Here is a 17,757-nt window from a genome sequence, read left to right as displayed (position 1 = left end):
CGGAGGCGGTGCCGACGCAGGGACGCGTCGCCATGCACGCGTCCCCTTTTCATTGCCCTGGAAGAAAGATATTGATGTCTGAGAGTATCGCCGCGCCCCCACGCGTGCGCACCGTCGTCCACTGGCTGGCCGGAATCCTGGTCGCCCTTCTCGCGCTCGGGGGCATCAGCACCCCCGCCTTCGCCGCAGGCGGCAAGGTCACCGTGTTCCCTGTCGAATCGTCCACGTCTCAGGGCGGCACCCCCGTGCTGTCCGAGGGGGCGATGTACTCGTTCCAGATCGGGTACGGGAGCATGGATGACGGTGCGGTCGTCGCCATCACCGTGCCGGAGGGCATCACGATCCCCGATGCGGCGCTCACCGTTCCCGCGGGCAACACCGCCGTGCAGTCGCTGGCGATGAATGATCAGGGACAGCTCGTCGTGACGTTCATGGATCCGTTCCCCTCGGATGTGAACCAGGGCGTCCTCGACCTGCAGTTCGTCGTCGACGTCGTCGAGAGCTCCGAGGTCAGGGACCTCGTCTGGGACGTGGACGGCGAGCGGACCTCCCAGACGGTCATCGTCACGGATGCCGGTGACTCGCCGGTTCCGACCAGCACGTCCTCCCGCAAGACGACGTCGCGGGCCTCGCTCCCGCACACCGTCGTCGACGGCGAGGTCGTCCTCGATCCGAGCATCCTCGACATCGAGATCCCGTACACCGTCACCGTCGGCAGCAAGGACGCCCGTGACGTCACCCTGACCGACACCCTCGGAACGGGCCTGGCCTATGTGCCGGGATCGCTGTCGGGCACGAAGGTGGTCCGCGATGCGAACGACCTGAATCCGGTGAGCTCCACGCTGACCGGTCTCCCCGACATCTCCGGTTCGAGCTTCGATCACGACTTCACCGCCGAGGCGAACTCGGTGTACACCTTCACCTACAAGGCGAAGATCGCGGATGCTGCAGCGCTCGCCGACCTGCGGGATCGGCTGCAGGCTGCATACGACGGAGTCGATCCGCTCAATGGTGGCGGCTACTCGGTGTCGCTCGGCAACACCGTCGATGTCAACGGCCAGGTTCGCAACGCCAGCACGTCGATCAGCGGCAGTGTACAGGGCCAGGTGCGCCCCGGCACCGCCGCCGCCTTCAGCAAGACGGTCGATCCCGCCTCCGTCACGCTGCCCGAAGGGCTCGCCGCTGGTGCGACCCTCGATGAGGGCATCCCCGTGACGTACACGCTCGGCGCCGACCTCACCGCCTTCGCCGACTTCGCAGACGGACCCTTCGCCCTCGACCGCAACGTGGTCATCCGCGATACGCTCTCCGCTCAGATCTCCTGGAACGTCGATGACGAGGACTTCCTCGTTCTCGTCGACGCCTCGGGCGCGGAGGTCGTGCTCAGCCCGGCGCCCGGTCTCAGCGGCAACGCCGAGACCGAGATCGCCGCGGACGAGTTCGTCAACACCTACGTCGTGTCAGGCCGGACGATCTACATCAACGTCGGCAAGGACGTCACCCAGCGCTACACGCTGACGGCGAAGGCGACGATCGACTCGCTCCCGACGTCATCGAGCAGCCAGAACCAGTACGAGACGCGCTACCGCGCAGACAACACCGCGTACTTCGTCTACGACGAGGGTCGTTACGAGTCCAAAGGCGCGTCGACGACGCTCATCGTTCCCAAGGACACCAGCGCGGGCGTCGATGACCCGAGCAAGTTCGCGAAGACGACCTCTGGGCGCCCCATCACGGTGACCAGCGGCACGTCCGCGACCATCCCGTACACCTTCACGATCGGGCAGGGCATCGGAGATGCGGCGTCCTCGCGCATCATCGACGACATCGACCACTCCGTGTTCGACGTCACCGAGGAGACGCTGCCCCAGATCAAGGCATCCATCTCCGGCACCTACGACTGGAACTACCCGCTCGACGGCGACACCTTCGACGTGTCGATCGACGAGGACGGCGCTCTCGTGATCGCCCCCAACGACGCGTTCCCGAAGCAGGCGTCGTGGGGAGCATCCGCCCCCGCACCGTTCACGGGCACGTGGACGATCACCGTCGGCCTTCCGACCCACGTGATCCAGGGCAAGCAGACGCTCGAGATCGAGAACAGCGCCCGCTATGAGGGAGCCGATCAGGAGATCGTCTTCACCGCGAGCGCGAGCGCCACGGCAACGAGCTACGGCAACGAGATGGAGGTGCGCAAGCGTGTCTACGACGCAGCGAACGACGCCTTCACCGGCAACCTCCGGGTCGCGACGGACGCCGAAGGCGCGCTCGTCGATGACGAGTTCGTCTACCGCGTCGAGCTGATGCCGCACGGCACATTCACGAACATGGTGGAGGACGTCGTCGACGTGCTGCCCGAGGGCGTGGAGTTCCTGGGCTTCGTCGCCGCGGGTGATGTCTCCACGGGGACGACGACCGGTGGCAGCACCTACGCGATCCCCGGTTCGAACGTCGTCGCATCCTATGACGCAGAGGCGAACTCGGTGACGCTGGAGCGGGGCCGACTGGTCAGCGGACAGACGCTGGCCATGTACTTCGCGGTTCGCATCGTCGACCACGAGGCGAACGTCGGGATCACGAACGTCATCGGCAGCGCCGGCGCGACGATCACTCCGACGAACGACTATCCGTTGAGCCTGCTCAAGCGGGACAGCACGGATGCCGCGAAGCTCATCACCGATTCGGCCGCGCGCTTCTCGGTGCTGGCCGCCGACGAGCAGACGGTGGTGCTGAGCGATCTGCGGGTCGTGGACGGCAAGATCGTCACGGTCGAGGGCGCGACACCCGTCGTCGCCGAGCCCGGCACGTACTGGCTGCGCGAGGACGTCGCGCCGGTCGGGTACGAGCGGGCGACGTCGCTGAGCCGCATCCTCGTCGAGGACAGCGGCGCGTCGGCGGACGTCGTCCTGTACAACACCCCCGGAGAGACCGTCGAGCCGGAGAAGACGTACGCCATCGGCGATGTCGTCTGGATCGACGCCGACAAGGACGGCGCGCAGGACGACGCGGAGCAGGTGCTCCCTGGCGTCACGGTCGAGCTGCTGAAGGACGGCGAGGTCATCCAGGCCACGACGACCGATGCGAACGGCCGCTACCTGTTCGACGCGCTGCCCGCCGGTGAGTACCAGGTGCGGTTCACGCTGACCGCCGAGCAGAGCGCGATCTACGCGTTCACCACGGCGGATGCCGGTGATGACGACGCCGTGGATTCGGATGCCGATGCGCAGACCGGGCTCACCCAGACGATCGTGCTCGGGCCGGACAACCAGCACCTCACGCACGAGTACGGCTGGGCCGATGTCACCGCCACCGAGGGGATCGACCCGACGTGGGACGCCGGTGTGATCGTGCGCGAGACCGGGACCGAAGAGCCGGGTACCGATCCCGACACCGAGGAGCCGGGCGCGGGTGACGCCGACGGTGGTGACCAGGACGTCGATTCCTCGCATCCGGGCACCCCTGGAGTCAACGAGCTCGCGACCACCGGCGCCACCGCACCGCTCGGGATGATTGGCATCGCGCTGGTGATGCTGGTCGCCGGTGCCGGGGTGTTCTTCATGAGGCGTCGCGCCCGCGGCTGACGCTGTCGGAGGCGAGGGGCGTGGAGGGTCATCCTCCGCGCCCCTCGTTCGTTCAGCGGGTGCGGTGCGGCCGGTCGACGAGGCGCCAGGTGGCGGGCAGCAGCACAGACATCGCAGCGATCTTGATCGCGTCGCCGATGAGGAACGGGGCGACGCCGAGCGCGATCGCCGTGCCGAGGTCGAGGCCGAGGAACAGGGCGAGCCAGGGAACGCCGCAGGCGTAGATCGCCAGCGAGCCGAGGGCAGCCAGGCCCAGCGTCGCGGCGACGGTGCGATCGGAGCGGCGGCGTGCGAGGGCGCCGACGATCGCGGCGGCCACGACGTAGCCGAGGATGTAGCCGAACGAGGAGAACGCCCAGCCGGACGCTCCGTGCGCGAAGAGCGGGACGCCTATGAGGCCGAGCGCGAGGTACAGGCCCGCGCTGGCGATGCCGCGGACCGGTCCGAGAGCGGCGCCCGTGAGCAGCACCGCGAAGGTGGCGAGCGAGATCGGCACGGGTGTGAACCACAGCGGGATCGTGATGTAGCCCGCGGCGGCGATCGCGGCCGTGCCCGTCACGGTGAGGGCGACGTCACGGGCGAGCGATCCGGGGAGGAGGTCGGCGAGGACGCCCGGCCTCGGGGATGCAGCGATGGTCATGGATCCTCCTGAACAGTGTTCACCTGAACGATGTTCGGTAGAGTAGCACCATGAGTCCGGTGGAGAGAAACGCCCGTGCCGATGTCGTCGAGGCTGCGCTCCGCGTGCTCGATGAGCTGGGGGTGCCTGGGCTGTCGATGCGGCGCATCGCGGAGATCCTCGACCTGCAGGTCAGTGCGCTGTACTGGCACTTCCCCAACAAGCAGTCGCTGCTCGCGGCGGTGTCCGAGCGCATCGTGGAGGTCGGCCCCGCGGAGTCGGAGGGCGATCTGATCGCGATCGCGACGGCCATCCGTGCGCGTCTGCTGGCGCACCGCGATGGTGCGGAGCTGGTCTCCAGCTCCCTCGCGCTCGGTCTGCTCGAGCTGCCGAGCAGGGCTTTGCTCGTCGAGGCCGCACGTCAGGATGGTCTCGGCGACGCTGCGGCGGAGATCGCCGCAGACACCATCATCCACTTTGTGATCGGTGCGACCTTCCACGACCAGCAGCGGATGCATGCCGCCGTCGTCGGAGCGGCGGATGCCTCCGTCGATCTCGCCCCCGGTCGCGTCGACGATCGGCGAGACGCCTTCGCCGAGGGGCTGGCGATGATCGTCACCGGTGTGCGGAGCGCGGCGACGGCGCGCTGAGTCGCGGCGAGCCCCGTGGTTGGGTGGGGGGTCGAGCCCCGGCAGGGAGGTGGCTCGTCTGGCCGGGTCGTTCGGTTGGATGCGGCGATTCGGGGTACCTGACGAGCGATGATGCGGCGAATCGGGGCGCGGGCACCGCAGCGCGGCGTGGCGAAGCATCCGGATGCACGAGGGGCAGGCGCTGATGCTCAGCCGCCTGCCCCTGGTGATCGCGATGCGTGCTTACTGCACCGACCAGCCGCCGTCGGAGGCGAGGACGGCGCCGTTGATGTTGACGGCGTCGTCGGAGAGCAGGAAGGTGATCGAGGCGGCGAGCTGCTCGGCCGTCGCAATGGTGGGGATCGACTGCTGGAACGGCGCGAGGCGGCCGGAGCCGTACTCGGACATGTTCGGCGGCATCGGGATGCCGGTGGCGACGCCGCCGGGAGCGACGGAGTTCACGCGGATGCCCTTGGGGCCGTACATGAAGGCGGCCGACTTCGTCACGCCGATGATGCCGTGCTTGCTGGCGGTGTAGGCGTTGCCGGAGGCGTTCCCGCGCAGGCCGGCCTCGCTCGCGACGTTCAGGACGGCGCCATGGCCGGCCTTCTCCATGAGCGGCAGCACGGCGCGCATGAGCTTGAACGGCGCGGTGAGGTTGATCGCGATGACGCGATCCCAGACGGCATCCGACGTCTCTCCGGCGGGGGAGAAGTCGTCGTTGATGCCCGCGACGTTGGCGAGGGCGTCGATCGTCCCACCTGCGGCGGCGATGACGGCGTCGATGGCATCCTGCTTCGTCAGGTCGCCCGCGACCGTGATGATCTCGGGGAACTCGGCCTTCAGTGCCTCGAGCTTCTCCGCGGTGATGTCCGCGGCGATGACGCGCCCGCCCTCGCGGGCGATGCGCGATGCCGTCGCCTTGCCGATGCCGGAGGCGGCGCCGGTGACGATGACCGTCTTGCCGGCGAAGCGGCCGGAGGTGGCCTGCTCTACCCAGCCGACCGGTGCGGCGTCGGTGGGGATCTCGCCGCCGTTGGCTGCGCGGACGAGGTCGTCGACGACGGACTGCGGCATGGCGCCCTGGCTCATCACGACGAGCTGCTGCAGCGGCAGGCTCAGCACGGGGGCGAGCGAATCGGGGTTGGCGCCGGACTTCTCGAGGAGTCCGCGGATGATCGGTCCGCCGACCTCGTCGTTCAGCCAGTCTCCGATGGTGGATTGTGCGGTGAGGGCCATGACGGTCTCCTTCTGTTTCGCAACGGTGCGTCTAGTTATCTTCGATGGTACTCCTCGATAGCCTGAACGGGTGCCGAGACCTCGCAGTGAACACGCCCGCCAGGCGGTGCTGGCGGCGATGCGCGCGGCGCTCGCCGACGGCGGGTACGCGGCCGTGACGATCGAGGGTCTCGCCGAGATCGCGGAGGTCTCGAAGCAGACGATCTACCGCTGGTGGCCGTCGAAGGCGGCGATTCTGGGTGAGGCGCTGCTCGAGGGCTCGTTGTCCACGCCTGAGCTGCCGATGACCGACGACCTGTCCGCTGATCTGCGCGGCTGGTTCTCGGCGATGTCCCGTTCGCTCGGCAGCTCCGAGGGTGTCGAGCTCGCGCGGGCGCTCATCGCCGTGACGGCGACGGATCCGGCGCTCGGCGCGATGCTCAACGAGCGGCTGGCTGGGCCGATCCGCGCGTGGGTGACGACCCGCCTTGCGCGAGCGGTGGATGCCGGTGAGGCGCGCGCTGAGGTGGACGCCGACGTCATCGCCGAGCAGCTCGTGGCGATGTCCAGCTACGCCGCCCTGCAGGGAAAGCCTCTGACAGAGGTGCAGGTCGATGCGACGGTGGATGCCTTGATGCGGGGCGTCGCCGTCGATCGCTGAGGTGGGTGCGGTTCTGCTCCCGCACGGCGCCCGGACCTATGCGTTGGTTCGCGTCGCGCCGTCGGCCATTCGCGCCTGCGCGCGGTCGTGCCGTCGGCCGACGGGCACGTGCTCGGTGGCCTTGGCGAGTCCCATCCGCTTGGTCGACACGTAGACGCTTTCCGCGCTCGCGACGAGGAAGGTCTCGTGCCAGACTCCCACCGCGCCTGGCGCCTTGCGGGCCGCCTTGTTGAAGGCTGTCCAGGCGGGGCGATGCTCCTGATCCGGTGCGGACGCATATGCGTAGAGCTTCTCCATCGACGACCAGTACTGCACGACGTAGGGACCGCCGGCGCCGAGGAGCAGGTCGTACCCGAGCAAACCGGACTCGGTGTCGATGGAGAGCTCGCGAAGCATCCGGGGCATGGCGAAGAAGGCTGGCAGCCATAGATCGGGCCGCCACCATCGGTTGATCTGCATGCCGATGTGGAACACGACGAGTTCGCCCTCGTGGTGGTGGGACATGCGGCCGACGATGACGGGTGACATGGGGTTCCTCCTCTTGGATAGTGCTGCTATCTATGATGGATAGCGCTACTATCGATGTCAAGAGGTGGTCATGAGAATCTCAGAGCTGTCGGCAGAGACCGGTGTGGCGGTGCCGACGATCAAGTACTACCTGCGTGAGGGTTTGCTGCCCGAGGGGGAGCGGAGTGCTCCGACGCAGGCGGCCTATGGCGAGCGGCACGTGCGCCGGCTCCGCGTGATCAGGGCGCTGATCGCGTCGGGGGTGAGCGTCGCCGAGACACGGCGGGTGCTCGCGGCATTGGAGGATCCGCCGGAGAGCCGCAATCAGCTGCTCGGCACCGTGCACGCGGCTGTCACACCGTCCGGCAACGACGATCTCGATCTGGAGGCGGCTGAAGAGCTCGCCGCCGGTCTCGGCTGGAGGCCGGGGCTGTGCGATCCCGACGTCCTGCGGGGGGTGGCTCGTGCTCTCGGCACTCTCCAGAGCGCCGGGTTCACCGTGCCGGCCGAGGTCATGCCGGTGTATCTCGAGAGCATCCGGAAGATGGCGGATGCGGAGATCGCGGGTGTTCCGACCGACTCGGCGGATGCCGCAGTGGAGTATGTCGTGCTCGGCTCGGTGCTCGTCGAGCCGCTGCTGCTGGCGTTGCGCCGGGTGGCGCAGCAGGTCGCGTCGGGGGAGCGCTTCGGAGGCGGGGCGGGCTGAGCGCCGTTCGTCGTTAGGTTTGTCGGATGGATGAGATCTCGACGGCTTTGGCGTCCTTCTCGATGCTGGCGGCGTTCTTGTCGATCCTGCTCTCGGTGGGGCTCCGCTGGCTGGCGCCGCACATGCCGGCCGCAAAGCAGGTCTTCGCCGCGGCGGAGTTCGTCCTCGCGATCGTCGGCTTGGTCGGTGCTGCGGTGTCGGTCTGGATCTGGAGCGGTCAGGACTTCGCTGTCACCGGCATCGCTGTGGTGTCCTCGCTTCAGCTCGCGACGATCGGATGCGTGGTCATGGTGCTGGCCTCGATCGGCATCGCTGCGGGGAGGGAGTGGTGGGGGCGTCGCAAGGCGGCGCAGAGGCGCGCTACCCGGCCGTGAGTTCCCGCTGACAGAGTCTGCGGCATCACTCCCGCAGGAGCGCCCGCAGCGTCTGGATCGTGTCGGCATCCGCGGCGGTCTTGTCGGGCCGGTAGCCCTTCACCCGGGCGAAACGCAGGGCGATCCCACCGGGATACCGGGGCGAGCGCTGGACGCCGTCGATCGCGATCTCCACAACGAGCTCCGGCCGGAGGAAGACGGCATGAGGCGAGCGGTGTGCCTCGTAGTCGGGGAACGTCTCGGTCTGCCAGCGGAGCAGCTCATCGGTGAGACCCTTGAAGGTCTTGCCGACCATGACGTAATCGCCGGGTGCGCCGAACTCGCCCGCGGCGTCGAGGGCGCCGAGGTGCAGGTTCGACAGCATCCCCTGCCGTCGCCCCGATCCCCATTCGGCGGCAAGGACGACGAGGTCGTAGGTCAGCACGGGTTTGACCTTGACCCAGGACTTCCCGCGTCTTCCGGCGGTGTACGGGGAGTCGATCGCCTTGACGAGGACGCCTTCGTGGCCCGCCGCGAGTGCTTGTCGGGAGAGCTGCTCGGCGGCATCCGGGTCGGCGGTGATGATCCCCGGCATCCGCCATTCCGGAGCAATGCGTTCGAGCTCGGCCAGACGCACCGAAAGCGGCTCGTCGAGCAGGTCGCGGCCGTCGCTGTGCAGGAGGTCGAAGAACCAGGGCCGGAGGGTCAGCTCGCGCGCGATGTCGGCGCCCAAACGCGACATCGTCTCCTGGAACGGGCGGGGGCCGCCGTCTTCATCGAGGGCCAGCGTCTCTCCGTCGAGGATGAGGTCGTGGGCGGGAAGACCGCGCACGATGTCGACGATCTCCGGCACGCGGTGGGTGATGTCGGCCAGACTGCGGGTGTACACGCCGACCTCGTCGCCGTGTCGGTGCACCTGGATGCGGGCGCCATCGAGTTTGTACTCGACGGACGCCTCGCCGGTGAGCTCCAGGGCCGCGGTCGGCGTCGCGGCCGTCGCGGCGAGCATCGGGAGCACGGGGCGACCCACCTGAAGTCCGACTGATTCGAGGTCTTCGGCGGTGCCGGTGAGGGCGGTCAGAGCCGTCTCGCCGAGGTCTCCGGAGAGCATCGCCGCACGGCGGACGGTGGCGGCGGGGCGATCGGATGCGCGTGCGATCGCATCGAGGAGAACGCCGCCGAGCGCACCGGTGCGCAGCTCGCCCAGAATCGCGCGGGAGAGGAAGCCCCATTCCTCGACAGTGGCGCGTTCCGCGAGCTCTGAGAGCAGGGCCGTGCGTCGTGCAGCGGAACCGGAGCCCGAGGCGTGCGCCAGCGCGTCGAGAGATCGGTCGACCTCGCCGATGCTCAGGGTGGGTGTGTCGGTGTGAGCGACGGCGAGGGCGGTGAGGCTGCGCCATCCGACGCCGAGCCTGCCTTGCCGGGGTGCGGCGAGCAGCAGCCCGATCAGGGGGCGAATCTCTTCGGCATCCGCGCGTGCCAGCAGCCGCGCGAGCGCTTCGATCTTGGCCAGTCGCGACGACGTCGACGCGACGTCCGCGGCGGTCTGGGCGAGCTCGGTGAGCCTCATGAAGAGATTGTCGCACCGGGGTCGGACATCGGCGGTGGGCAGGGCGCCCTCCGGACAACGAGCGGCGAATGTCGGCACCCGTCAGTACTGTGTGACCATCCGGGAGCACCGGCGGACCGCATCGAAGGAGAGCGGCGAGATGAGACCACTGCGCTACGCGATCAACGTCACCCTCGACGGCTGCGTCCACCATGAGGCGGGCGTTGCGCCGGATGAGGAGCTGATGCGGTTCTGGACCGCCGACATGGAGCGCGCCGATGCGCTGATCTACGGGCGGGTGACCTACCAGATGATGGAGTCGGCGTGGCGGCGTCCTGCGTCGGGAGTATGGCCCGACTGGATGGACGAGTGGGAGATTCCCTTCGCAGAGGCGATCGACCGTGCTCCGAAACACGTCGTCTCGGGCAGCCTGGCGGAGGTGGACTGGAACGCCGAGCTGGTGCAAGGAGACGTGGTCGAGACCGTCCGCCGCTTGAAGGCGTATCCGGGCGGAGGGCTGGCGGTCGGCGGGGTGACACTTCCGCTCGCGCTGGCCGAGCAGCGGCTCATCGACGAGTACACCTTCGTCGTGCATCCCGTGATCGCCGGGCATGGGCCGAGGCTTCTCGACGGCCTGCGCGAACGGGTCAGGCTCGAGCAGGTGGAACGAAGGGAGTTCGCATCGGGCGCCGTGGCGACGCGCTATCGGATGGCGGGGTGAGAAGAATGGTGTGATTCCGGTGCTGCGCGGAGGGCCGCACACAGGACCTCGCGCAAGGCGGGATCGCAGACGTACACGTACGTGCCGCACATCCCGCGCGTCAGCAGCACGCCGTAGATGTTGCGGATGAAGGTGAGCAGGGCGTCGTCGCCGAAGGCGTCCTTGAGGTGCCCGGTGTTCTCCTTGCCCTTCTTGTCCCGGTAGGCGTCGCGGTCGGCGACGATCGCACCGGTCTGCGGATCGAGGCGCAGGTCCGGTCCGATGATGACGCCGGCGTAGTTGAGGTCGTAGCCCTGGACGGTGTGGATGGATCCGACCTCATCGACGGATCCGGGGGAGTTGATCCAGTCCTTGTCCGTGCTGTTCCAGCGCATGCGTTCGCCATCGAGTTCGATGTCGAACGCGGTCTTGTCCTTGCGTGAGGCCCAGTCCCAGGCGTATCCGGCGACGAGGCGGGACAGCCCTTCGGCGGCGTCCCTTTCGCGGATCGCGGCCCGCATCTCACCGAGGTCGTCGAAGAACCGGAGGTCGTAGTCGCCGAGGTCGGGGCGTTCGACGACATCCCCGCGCAGCAGCGCACGGACGTATTCGACGTAGTCCGCGCCCGCCCGCACGCGCATCTGCGTCGTCAACGGGTAGAGGCGATGCGCGTTGCGCGCGATGCGGATCTCGTCGCCGAGCACCGTCGGCGGTAGATCATGCGGCCGCACAGTCTGCTCCCCGTCGACGAGGAGCAGCCGATGGGTCGAGCGCGCCTTGATCCAGTCGAGCTGCGTGTACCTCTGATCATCGTCGCCGAACAGGTTCTCGTTGATCTGGGTGAACTTCTTGTTCTGCACGCCGGATGCCTGATTCGCGCGCTGGTTCAGGCGATGGGTCTCGTCGACGATGACGACGTCGAAGGCATCCGGGGATTCGCCGAGCTGGAACGGAGTGAGGACCATCGAAGGATCGAGCTTCGGGGTCTTGCGGAACACCCGCCTGATCGATTCCCGCAGAGACTGCTGCGGGACCACGAGGGCCATCCGCAGTGTGGACAGGAGTTCGCGATTCTCGGGGACGAAGAACTCGGCGAACACCGAATCGGGCTCGATGTCGTCCTGGTGGCGGAAGTCGCGGATGTCGGCGAGGAGTTTCATGATGTAGATCGCGATGATCGTCTTGCCGGTGCCAGGGGCGCCCTGCACGACGAGCGTCGATGTCCGCTCCGGATGCCGGAGGTCTTCGAGCAGGCCTTCCACGATGTCCTCGACGGCGGCGGCCTGGTCGGTCGTGAGCGCCTTGAAAGGGGACAGCTTGAACAGATCGGAGTTCTCGATCTGCGGGATGCTGCGGGTGAAGAGGCCCTCGTCGCGGAGCTCGTCGAAGATCTGGCGGAAGGATTCCCGGTAGCGCTCGCGGTCGTAGTAGTTCGCGTCGAGCTGTCCGCTGTTGCCGTTGAGGACCTCGTAGCGCCCGTCGCCGGAGAACCAGCGGATGAGGTGCGCCTCGAGGTCGAGGCAGGCGGACTTGTTGAACTCGTCGTCGACGACGACACGCACCGACTGAAGCCCCTCGTGCTGCTTCGGGCCTTCGAGATGCTGGCGCATCCGCTTCTGCGCGCTGGTCGTCTCGCCGACGTAGAGCTTGTGGCGCCCGTCGATGACGTACACGACCGGCCAGTCGGCCAGGCGTGGTTGCCCGGCCTGCTCGATCGCGTTCTTCGCGAACGGGACCTCGACGATCACGCGCCCGGTTCCCGCTTGTTGATCGTGCCCTGATTGAGCTCGACGGGATACTTCGCCTCGGTCTTCGCCAGCTTCGCCGTCACGATCTCATCGAGGTCGACGCCGAGCCGATTCGCCAGGTGAATGCAGTATGTAACGACGTCGGCGAGCTCATCCTCGACCTCCTGCTGGTCGGGGGCGTCGGTCCACTGGTAGAGCTCCAGGAGCTCGGATGCCTCGATCGTGATGCTCTTCGCCAGGTTCTCCGGGGTGTGGAACTGCTCCCAGTCGCGGGCGGCGACGAAGGCACGGAGAGCTTGGCTGGTGGCGGGGGAAGGCATGGGGAGAACGTAGCAGTCCGGCTCATCCTGTCGCCGTCCGGAGCGCGCGAGGCGAGTCGGCTGGTGCTACTCGTCCGCACTGTCTGCGACGACGAGCACACTCGTCAGCGGGATGACCCGACGCCACCGCTCCGGGAGTTTGGCGTAGTTCTCCAGAACCAGGCTGACGACGTCCTCGCCGGAGAGAAGCCGCAGTCCCGATCGAGTGCGTTCGATCGCCACAGCATCCTTCGTGTACGTCCCCAGCGTGACGAACAGCGCGAGATCGCTCGGACCCTGCGCGCCGACGAGACGTTGCACGTCAGGAGCGGAAATCGATCCGGTGAGATGCTTGCACTGGACCTTGATCTGAGGGGGTTCGACGCCGAGCGGGTCGCGATGTGCGATCACATCGACTCCGCCGTCTTGCGAGTACGGCGTCACGCGTGCTTGATAGCCGAGTGCTCTGAGCAGATCGGCCGTGAACTCCTCGAACTCCTGATGCGAGATGTCCTTGTGCAGCGTTTCCAGGACGAAGTCGCGGGTATGCCGGTCGATCCGCGAGGCTCGAGGCGTCGTGTCCGCTTCCTCGTCCTCACTGGCGGTCACCGTCCGGCTCACAGACTCGGCCACCGCATCGATGGAGGCGTCAGGGCTGCCGAGAGCAGCCAGGAACTCGCCGGCATGGTTCCTGACACGAAACACCGTGATCGCCGATCCGATCTCGTAGAGCGCGGACTGCGAGAAGACCGTGCGTGGCAGGCCCACCTTCTTCCACTCCACGCGATGCCGATGTCGGTGGGTCTCCGCGCTCGCGGTGAAGTAGTACTCGCTTGTCACGACGCCGATGTTGACTGTCGAGTCGGGTTTGTATGGCGCGACGATGACATCGCCCACACGGATCTCGTCACGAAACCTGATGAGGACGCCCGCCTGTCCCGCGATCGACCGCGGCTTGGCGTCTGGCCATAGTGCGGTCAGGGCGGCCTTGATGCTCTCTCGACCCGAGAGCGATGTCAGCGGCCCGAGACTGTCCCAGCCGATACTGATGAACCCTTCCTCGATGAGTTCTTCAGCGAGGGAGTCGTTGTGTACACCCCATACGTTCACGCGCCTGATCTCCTGTCATCGATGACCTCGCCAGAGTATCGGTCGAATGCCGAGCATTCTCACAGCCCACAACGCGCGCTAACGACATATCGTTGACTATCGCTCACTTCGAGGAGGTCATCATGAACGGTTCCTTCCCCTCCGCCGGTTTCGGTGCGGGATTCGGCGCGAACGGCCCGGCCGGCGCGATCTTCGACGCCTTCGAGCAGTTCCGGCAGAGCTTCGAGCAGCGCACCGGCGGACCATCGCGCATGGCGCGCGGCGACGTCCGGACGGCGGTCCTGTCGCTCCTCGCCGAACAGCCGATGCACGGCTACCAGATCATCAGCGAGATCTCCGAGCGCTCCGGAGGTGCCTGGAAGCCGAGCGCCGGCTCCGTCTACCCGACGCTGCAGCTGCTCGCGGACGAAGGTCTCATCACAGCCGAGGAGCAGAACGGCCGCAAGACCTACTCGCTCACCGAGGCGGGTGTCGCCGAAGCCGAGGCCGCAGCGGAGAAGCCGGCACCATGGGAAGCATTCGGCACCAAGATGTCGCAGCTCGCCGCCCTCCCCAAGGCCGGCGCAGAGCTCGCCGGCGTCGCGGCGCAGGTCGGGCGCACGGGCTCCCCGGAGCAGGTGCAGGCCGCCGTCGACGTCCTCGATGAGGCGCGACGTAAGCTGTACGCGATCCTCGCCGGCGACTGATCGGAGTGCGGATGGGTGCGGATGCCGGAACCGACGCGGTTCGGCAGGACCAGGACGCTGATGGCGCGGCGCGGCCCGATCATCGCGACGGTGAAGCGAGTCTGCACACCGGAGAACAACCCCAGCACCGCGCCCGCTACCGCCGCATCGTGGCCTTCGCGGCGCGCGAGCTGCTGAAGATCTGGTGGTTCGACCTCGTCCTTCCCCGGTTCGGCTTCGCCTCCGTCTCCGACCGCACCCGCACGGCCAGGATGCAGCGCTTCGCGCGCCGCTTCCACGTGCTCGCCGTCGACCTCGGCGGGCTCATGATCAAGGTCGGGCAGTTCATGTCCTCCCGCCTCGACGTCCTCCCGCCCGAGATCACCGCCGAGCTTGCCGGGTTGCAGGACGAGGTGCCTGCGGTCCCCTATGCCGACATCAGAGCGCTCGCCGAGGCGGAGCTCGGCGTTCCGCTCGAGCGCGCCTATGCCTGGTTCGATGAGAAGCCCCTCGCGGCGGCATCCCTCGGCCAGGTGCATCGGGCCCGTCTCTCGGCACAGGATGCCGCGGACACCGGCCTCGGCAACGTCGTCGTCAAGGTGCAGCGGCCGGGCATCGAAGGCATCGTCGCGACCGACCTCTCGGCGCTTCGCCGGGTCGCCGGTTGGCTCAGCCGCATCCGCCTGGTGTCCTCGCGTGTCGATGCCCCGGCGCTCGTCGAGGAGTTCGCCCAGACGAGCCTCGAGGAGGTCGACTACCTCCACGAGGCCGCCAGCGCAGAGCGCTTCGCCGAGAACTTCTCGCACGACCCCCGTGTCGCCGCCCCCGAGATCGCGTGGGAGCGCACCACACGCCGCGTGCTCACCCTCTCGGATGTCACCGCCATCAAGATCAGCGACACCGATGCTCTCCGCACCGCGGGCATCGACCCCGCCGACGTCGCAGACGTCTTCGCCGAGGTGATGCTCGACCAGGTTTTCACGCACGCCTTCGTGCACGCCGACCCGCATCCGGGGAACATCTTCGTCACCCCGCTCGGCGGGGAATCCGAACCCGCATGGCGGCTGACCTTCGTCGACTTCGGCATGATGGCCGAAGTGCCGGACAGCCTGCGCGCAGGCCTGCGATCCCTGGTCATCGCCATCGCCGGTCGAGACAGCCGCGGACTCGTGGACGCCGCCCAGCAGATCGGCGTGCTCCTGCCCTCGGCGGATACCCGAGAGCTCGAGCGTGCGCTGACCGCGCTCTTCGCCCGCTTCGGCGGCATGGGCTTCGCCGAGCTCCGCGACGTCGACCCGCGAGAGTTCACCGGGTTCGCCGCGGAGTTCGGCGACACGGTGCGCTCGCTTCCCGTGCAGCTGCCCGAGAAGCTGCTCCTGCTCATGCGCGCCGTCTCGCTCACCTCGGGGATGTGCAGCGCTCTGGAACCGGGGTTCAACATCTGGAACCCCGTCGAGCCGTACGCCGCCCGTCTGCTGCGCGACGAATCCGGCAACATCGCTCAGGAGTTCGGCCGCCAGGCGACGGCGAACGCCGGCATTCTCTGGCGCCTTCCGCGGCGCGTCGACGACCTCGTCACCCGCATCGACGACGGAACCGTCAGCTTCGACACCTCACGTCTCGAACGACGCCTCGACCGGCTCGAACACGTCGCCCGCCGGATCGCCTCCGGTGTGCTGTTCGCCGCCATGCTCGTGGGCGGAGCGATCCTCCTCGTACCGGCACCGCCGCTCGGCATCACGCTGATGGCCGTGTCCGCGCTGCCGTTGCTGCACGCCCTCTTCGCCCGCTCGCGCTGACGCGACCGGATGCCGGCGCTGCCTCAGTCGGCGGCGCCCTCCGCTGCACCGGTGATCCTGGCCGCCATGCCCGCGAAGATGGCGCCGTGGAACGGCAGCACGGCGAACCAGTACAACCGCCCGGTCAGCCCGCGCGGGAAGAAGATCGCCCGCTGCTCATAGCGCGAGCCCTCGCCGTCCGGCACGGCGCGCAGCTCGAGCCACGCGGCGCCCGGCACCTTCATCTCCGCCCGCAATCGCAGCAGATTTCCCGCATCCGACACCTCCACCGCCTCCACGCGCCAGAAGTCGATCGCGTCGCCCGGCCGAGCGATCGTGCGGCTGCGCCGCCCCCTCCGCAGACCGACGCCGCCGACGATCCGGTCCATCCAGCCGCGCACGGCCCAGAGGAAGGGGGAGGAGTACCACCCGTTCGCGCCGCCGATCCCGAGGATCACCGCCCAGAGTCGGTCGACGGATGCCGCAGAACGCAGCGTCCTGGCGTCGGTGAACACCGTACGTCCCGCCCAGTCAGGGTCGCTCGGCAGTGGGTCGCTCGGCGCGCCGGACACCTCCGCGTCCTGCCAGCTCGTCTCGACGGTGTCCGCATCCAGACGACCCAACGCGAGGCGAACGGCGCGCCGGTACCCGGTGAGACCGCCCTCGGGCGGCGGGATGAGCGCGTCCACGTCGTGGTCCTTGACGACGCATTCGTTCTGCAGCGAGGCGACGAGCGGGCGGGCGATAGACCGCGGAACCGGCGTCACGAGGTTCACCCAGTGCGAGGCCAGGCCGGGCGTCAGCACAGGGAGCGCCGCGATCGCGCGCTGGGGGAGCCCCGCCTCGACCGCGTAGCCGTTCATCATCTGGCCGTAGCGGAGCACATCCGGCCCGCCGATGTCGACCGTCCGGTTCACCGCAGCATCCACCCGCGCCGCGCCGAGGAGATAGTGCAGGACGTCTCGGATCGCGATGGGCTGGATGCGGTTGCGCACCCACTTCGGCGCGGGCATGTATGGCAGCACATCCGTCAGGTGACGGATCATCTCGAACGAGGCGGAGCCCGATCCGATCACCACACCCGCCTGCAGAACGAGCGCGGGAACCCCGGAGGCGAGGAAGATCTCGCCCACCCTGACGCGCGAGCGCAGGTGCGGTGACAGCCGGGCATCCTCAGGGTGAAGCCCGCCCAGATAGACGATGCGCCCGACCCCGGCGCGCTTCGCCGCAGCGGCGACGGTCTCCGCCGCTTGCTCATCCGTCTCCTCGAACCCCTTCCCGGCGGTCATGGAGTGGATGAGGTAGTAGACGACGTCGACATCGTCCATCGCGGTGGCGACGGCATCCGCATCGTCGGCCGAGCCCTCGACGATCTCCGCATCCGAGCCCCACGGGCACGACCTAGCGCGCGCCGCATCCCGCGCCAGCACCCGCACGCGGTAGCCGGCATTGACCAGCCGCGGTGTCAGCCGGCCGCCGATGTAGCCCGTCGCGCCGAAGACGAGCGCGCGCGGAGCCGAGCCGTCTGGGCGGGGGACGGCACGCAGGGACTCCTCATGGCCGGTGGGCTGGGTGAGCTCGGTCATGCCCCGAGCGTAGGCCTCGTCGCGGGCATCCGGAATGCGGTTGACAGC

The 17,757-nt window shown here is 68.2% G+C and carries 16 protein-coding genes; 8 read left to right on the top strand and 8 right to left on the bottom strand.

Going from position 1 to position 17,757, the window contains the following annotated elements; translation table 11 throughout:
- Positions 1-74 precede the first annotated feature (74 nt).
- A complete protein-coding gene (locus ACWGJP_RS04920; RefSeq protein WP_452328634.1) occupies positions 75-3,581 on the top strand; it encodes an SdrD B-like domain-containing protein in 3,507 nt (1,168 codons plus the stop codon).
- Between the two features lie 52 nt (positions 3,582-3,633).
- Here ACWGJP_RS04920 and ACWGJP_RS04915 read toward each other — a convergent pair whose 3' ends face one another.
- On the bottom strand, positions 3,634-4,221 hold the full coding sequence (locus ACWGJP_RS04915; protein WP_452328633.1) for a biotin transporter BioY: 588 nt from the start codon (positions 4,219-4,221) through the stop codon (positions 3,634-3,636).
- A 59-nt stretch (positions 4,222-4,280) separates the two neighbouring features.
- On the opposite strand from ACWGJP_RS04915, the gene ACWGJP_RS04910 reads away from it, so the two are divergent.
- Positions 4,281-4,850 carry a TetR family transcriptional regulator gene (locus ACWGJP_RS04910; protein WP_452328632.1) on the top strand — a complete coding sequence of 190 codons (570 nt, stop codon included), beginning with the start codon at positions 4,281-4,283 and terminating at the stop codon, positions 4,848-4,850.
- 222 nt (positions 4,851-5,072) lie between these two features.
- Here ACWGJP_RS04910 and ACWGJP_RS04905 read toward each other — a convergent pair whose 3' ends face one another.
- The gene (locus tag ACWGJP_RS04905; RefSeq protein ID WP_452328631.1) at positions 5,073-6,068 is read right to left on the bottom strand and encodes an SDR family NAD(P)-dependent oxidoreductase; all 996 of its coding nucleotides are present in this window, start codon (positions 6,066-6,068) and stop codon (positions 5,073-5,075) included.
- A gap of 70 nt (positions 6,069-6,138) precedes the next feature.
- On the opposite strand from ACWGJP_RS04905, the gene ACWGJP_RS04900 reads away from it, so the two are divergent.
- Positions 6,139-6,708 carry a TetR/AcrR family transcriptional regulator gene (locus ACWGJP_RS04900; protein WP_452328630.1) on the top strand — a complete coding sequence of 190 codons (570 nt, stop codon included), beginning with the start codon at positions 6,139-6,141 and terminating at the stop codon, positions 6,706-6,708.
- Positions 6,709-6,744: 36 nt separating this feature from the next.
- Here the strand turns inward: ACWGJP_RS04900 and ACWGJP_RS04895 are convergent, their stop codons facing one another.
- A complete protein-coding gene (locus tag ACWGJP_RS04895) occupies positions 6,745-7,236 on the bottom strand; it encodes a DUF4188 domain-containing protein (RefSeq protein WP_452328629.1) in 492 nt (163 codons plus the stop codon).
- Positions 7,237-7,306: 70 nt separating this feature from the next.
- Between ACWGJP_RS04895 and ACWGJP_RS04890 the strand changes: the two genes are divergently transcribed.
- Complete coding sequence (locus tag ACWGJP_RS04890; protein WP_452328628.1) at positions 7,307-7,921, top strand: MerR family transcriptional regulator; 615 nt, start codon at positions 7,307-7,309, stop codon at positions 7,919-7,921.
- Between the two features lie 26 nt (positions 7,922-7,947).
- Positions 7,948-8,295 (top strand): hypothetical protein, encoded by a 348-nt coding sequence (locus ACWGJP_RS04885; protein WP_452328627.1) that lies wholly within the window; start codon positions 7,948-7,950, stop codon positions 8,293-8,295.
- A gap of 25 nt (positions 8,296-8,320) precedes the next feature.
- On the opposite strand, the gene ACWGJP_RS04880 is transcribed toward ACWGJP_RS04885, so the two are convergent.
- A complete protein-coding gene (locus ACWGJP_RS04880; RefSeq protein WP_452328626.1) occupies positions 8,321-9,844 on the bottom strand; it encodes an ATP-dependent DNA ligase in 1,524 nt (507 codons plus the stop codon).
- A gap of 139 nt (positions 9,845-9,983) precedes the next feature.
- On the opposite strand from ACWGJP_RS04880, the gene ACWGJP_RS04875 reads away from it, so the two are divergent.
- Entirely contained in the window at positions 9,984-10,544 is a 561-nt protein-coding gene (locus ACWGJP_RS04875) for a dihydrofolate reductase family protein (RefSeq protein WP_452328625.1), read from the top strand.
- Here the strand turns inward: ACWGJP_RS04875 and ACWGJP_RS04870 are convergent.
- From ACWGJP_RS04870 to ACWGJP_RS04860, 3 genes are all read right to left on the bottom strand, one after another.
- Positions 10,526-12,271, bottom strand: coding sequence for a DNA/RNA helicase domain-containing protein (locus ACWGJP_RS04870; protein ID WP_452328624.1), 1,746 nt, complete (start codon positions 12,269-12,271; stop codon positions 10,526-10,528). The two genes, ACWGJP_RS04875 and ACWGJP_RS04870, sit on opposite strands and share 19 nt — an antisense overlap.
- Positions 12,268-12,591 (bottom strand): nucleotide pyrophosphohydrolase, encoded by a 324-nt coding sequence (locus ACWGJP_RS04865; protein WP_452328623.1) that lies wholly within the window; start codon positions 12,589-12,591, stop codon positions 12,268-12,270. The genes ACWGJP_RS04870 and ACWGJP_RS04865 overlap by 4 nt, the downstream gene beginning before the upstream one ends.
- Before the next feature lie 66 nt (positions 12,592-12,657).
- Positions 12,658-13,680, bottom strand: coding sequence for a restriction endonuclease (locus tag ACWGJP_RS04860; protein WP_452328622.1), 1,023 nt, complete (start codon positions 13,678-13,680; stop codon positions 12,658-12,660).
- A gap of 122 nt (positions 13,681-13,802) precedes the next feature.
- Between ACWGJP_RS04860 and ACWGJP_RS04855 the strand changes: the two genes are divergently transcribed.
- Complete coding sequence (locus tag ACWGJP_RS04855; RefSeq protein ID WP_452328621.1) at positions 13,803-14,366, top strand: PadR family transcriptional regulator; 564 nt, start codon at positions 13,803-13,805, stop codon at positions 14,364-14,366.
- A gap of 11 nt (positions 14,367-14,377) precedes the next feature.
- Complete coding sequence (locus ACWGJP_RS04850; protein WP_452328620.1) at positions 14,378-16,144, top strand: ABC1 kinase family protein; 1,767 nt, start codon at positions 14,378-14,380, stop codon at positions 16,142-16,144.
- Positions 16,145-16,167: 23 nt separating this feature from the next.
- Here the strand turns inward: ACWGJP_RS04850 and ACWGJP_RS04845 are convergent, their stop codons facing one another.
- Positions 16,168-17,709 (bottom strand): SDR family oxidoreductase, encoded by a 1,542-nt coding sequence (locus ACWGJP_RS04845; protein WP_452329495.1) that lies wholly within the window; start codon positions 17,707-17,709, stop codon positions 16,168-16,170.
- Positions 17,710-17,757 lie beyond the last annotated feature (48 nt).

It is taken from the genome of Microbacterium sp. NPDC055903 (genome assembly GCF_053615555.1).
Note: the sequence above shows the minus strand (reverse complement) of the source record. Positions and strands in the feature narration are given on the sequence as shown.

Bases quoted from the DNA above. Each gene is read 5' to 3' on its own strand.
- ACWGJP_RS04905 (WP_452328631.1), bottom strand. From the start codon at position 6,068: ATGGCCCTCACCGCACAATCCACCATCGGAGACTGGCTGAACGACGAG.
- ACWGJP_RS04885 (WP_452328627.1), top strand. From the start codon at position 7,948: ATGGATGAGATCTCGACGGCTTTGGCGTCCTTCTCGATGCTGGCGGCG.
- ACWGJP_RS04890 (WP_452328628.1), top strand. From the start codon at position 7,307: ATGAGAATCTCAGAGCTGTCGGCAGAGACCGGTGTGGCGGTGCCGACG.
- ACWGJP_RS04920 (WP_452328634.1), top strand. From the start codon at position 75: ATGTCTGAGAGTATCGCCGCGCCCCCACGCGTGCGCACCGTCGTCCAC.
- ACWGJP_RS04850 (WP_452328620.1), top strand. From the start codon at position 14,378: ATGGGTGCGGATGCCGGAACCGACGCGGTTCGGCAGGACCAGGACGCT.
- ACWGJP_RS04880 (WP_452328626.1), bottom strand. From the start codon at position 9,844: ATGAGGCTCACCGAGCTCGCCCAGACCGCCGCGGACGTCGCGTCGACG.
- ACWGJP_RS04895 (WP_452328629.1), bottom strand. From the start codon at position 7,236: ATGTCACCCGTCATCGTCGGCCGCATGTCCCACCACCACGAGGGCGAA.
- ACWGJP_RS04865 (WP_452328623.1), bottom strand. From the start codon at position 12,591: ATGCCTTCCCCCGCCACCAGCCAAGCTCTCCGTGCCTTCGTCGCCGCC.
- ACWGJP_RS04845 (WP_452329495.1), bottom strand. From the start codon at position 17,709: ATGACCGAGCTCACCCAGCCCACCGGCCATGAGGAGTCCCTGCGTGCC.
- ACWGJP_RS04875 (WP_452328625.1), top strand. From the start codon at position 9,984: ATGAGACCACTGCGCTACGCGATCAACGTCACCCTCGACGGCTGCGTC.
- ACWGJP_RS04915 (WP_452328633.1), bottom strand. From the start codon at position 4,221: ATGACCATCGCTGCATCCCCGAGGCCGGGCGTCCTCGCCGACCTCCTC.
- ACWGJP_RS04855 (WP_452328621.1), top strand. From the start codon at position 13,803: ATGAACGGTTCCTTCCCCTCCGCCGGTTTCGGTGCGGGATTCGGCGCG.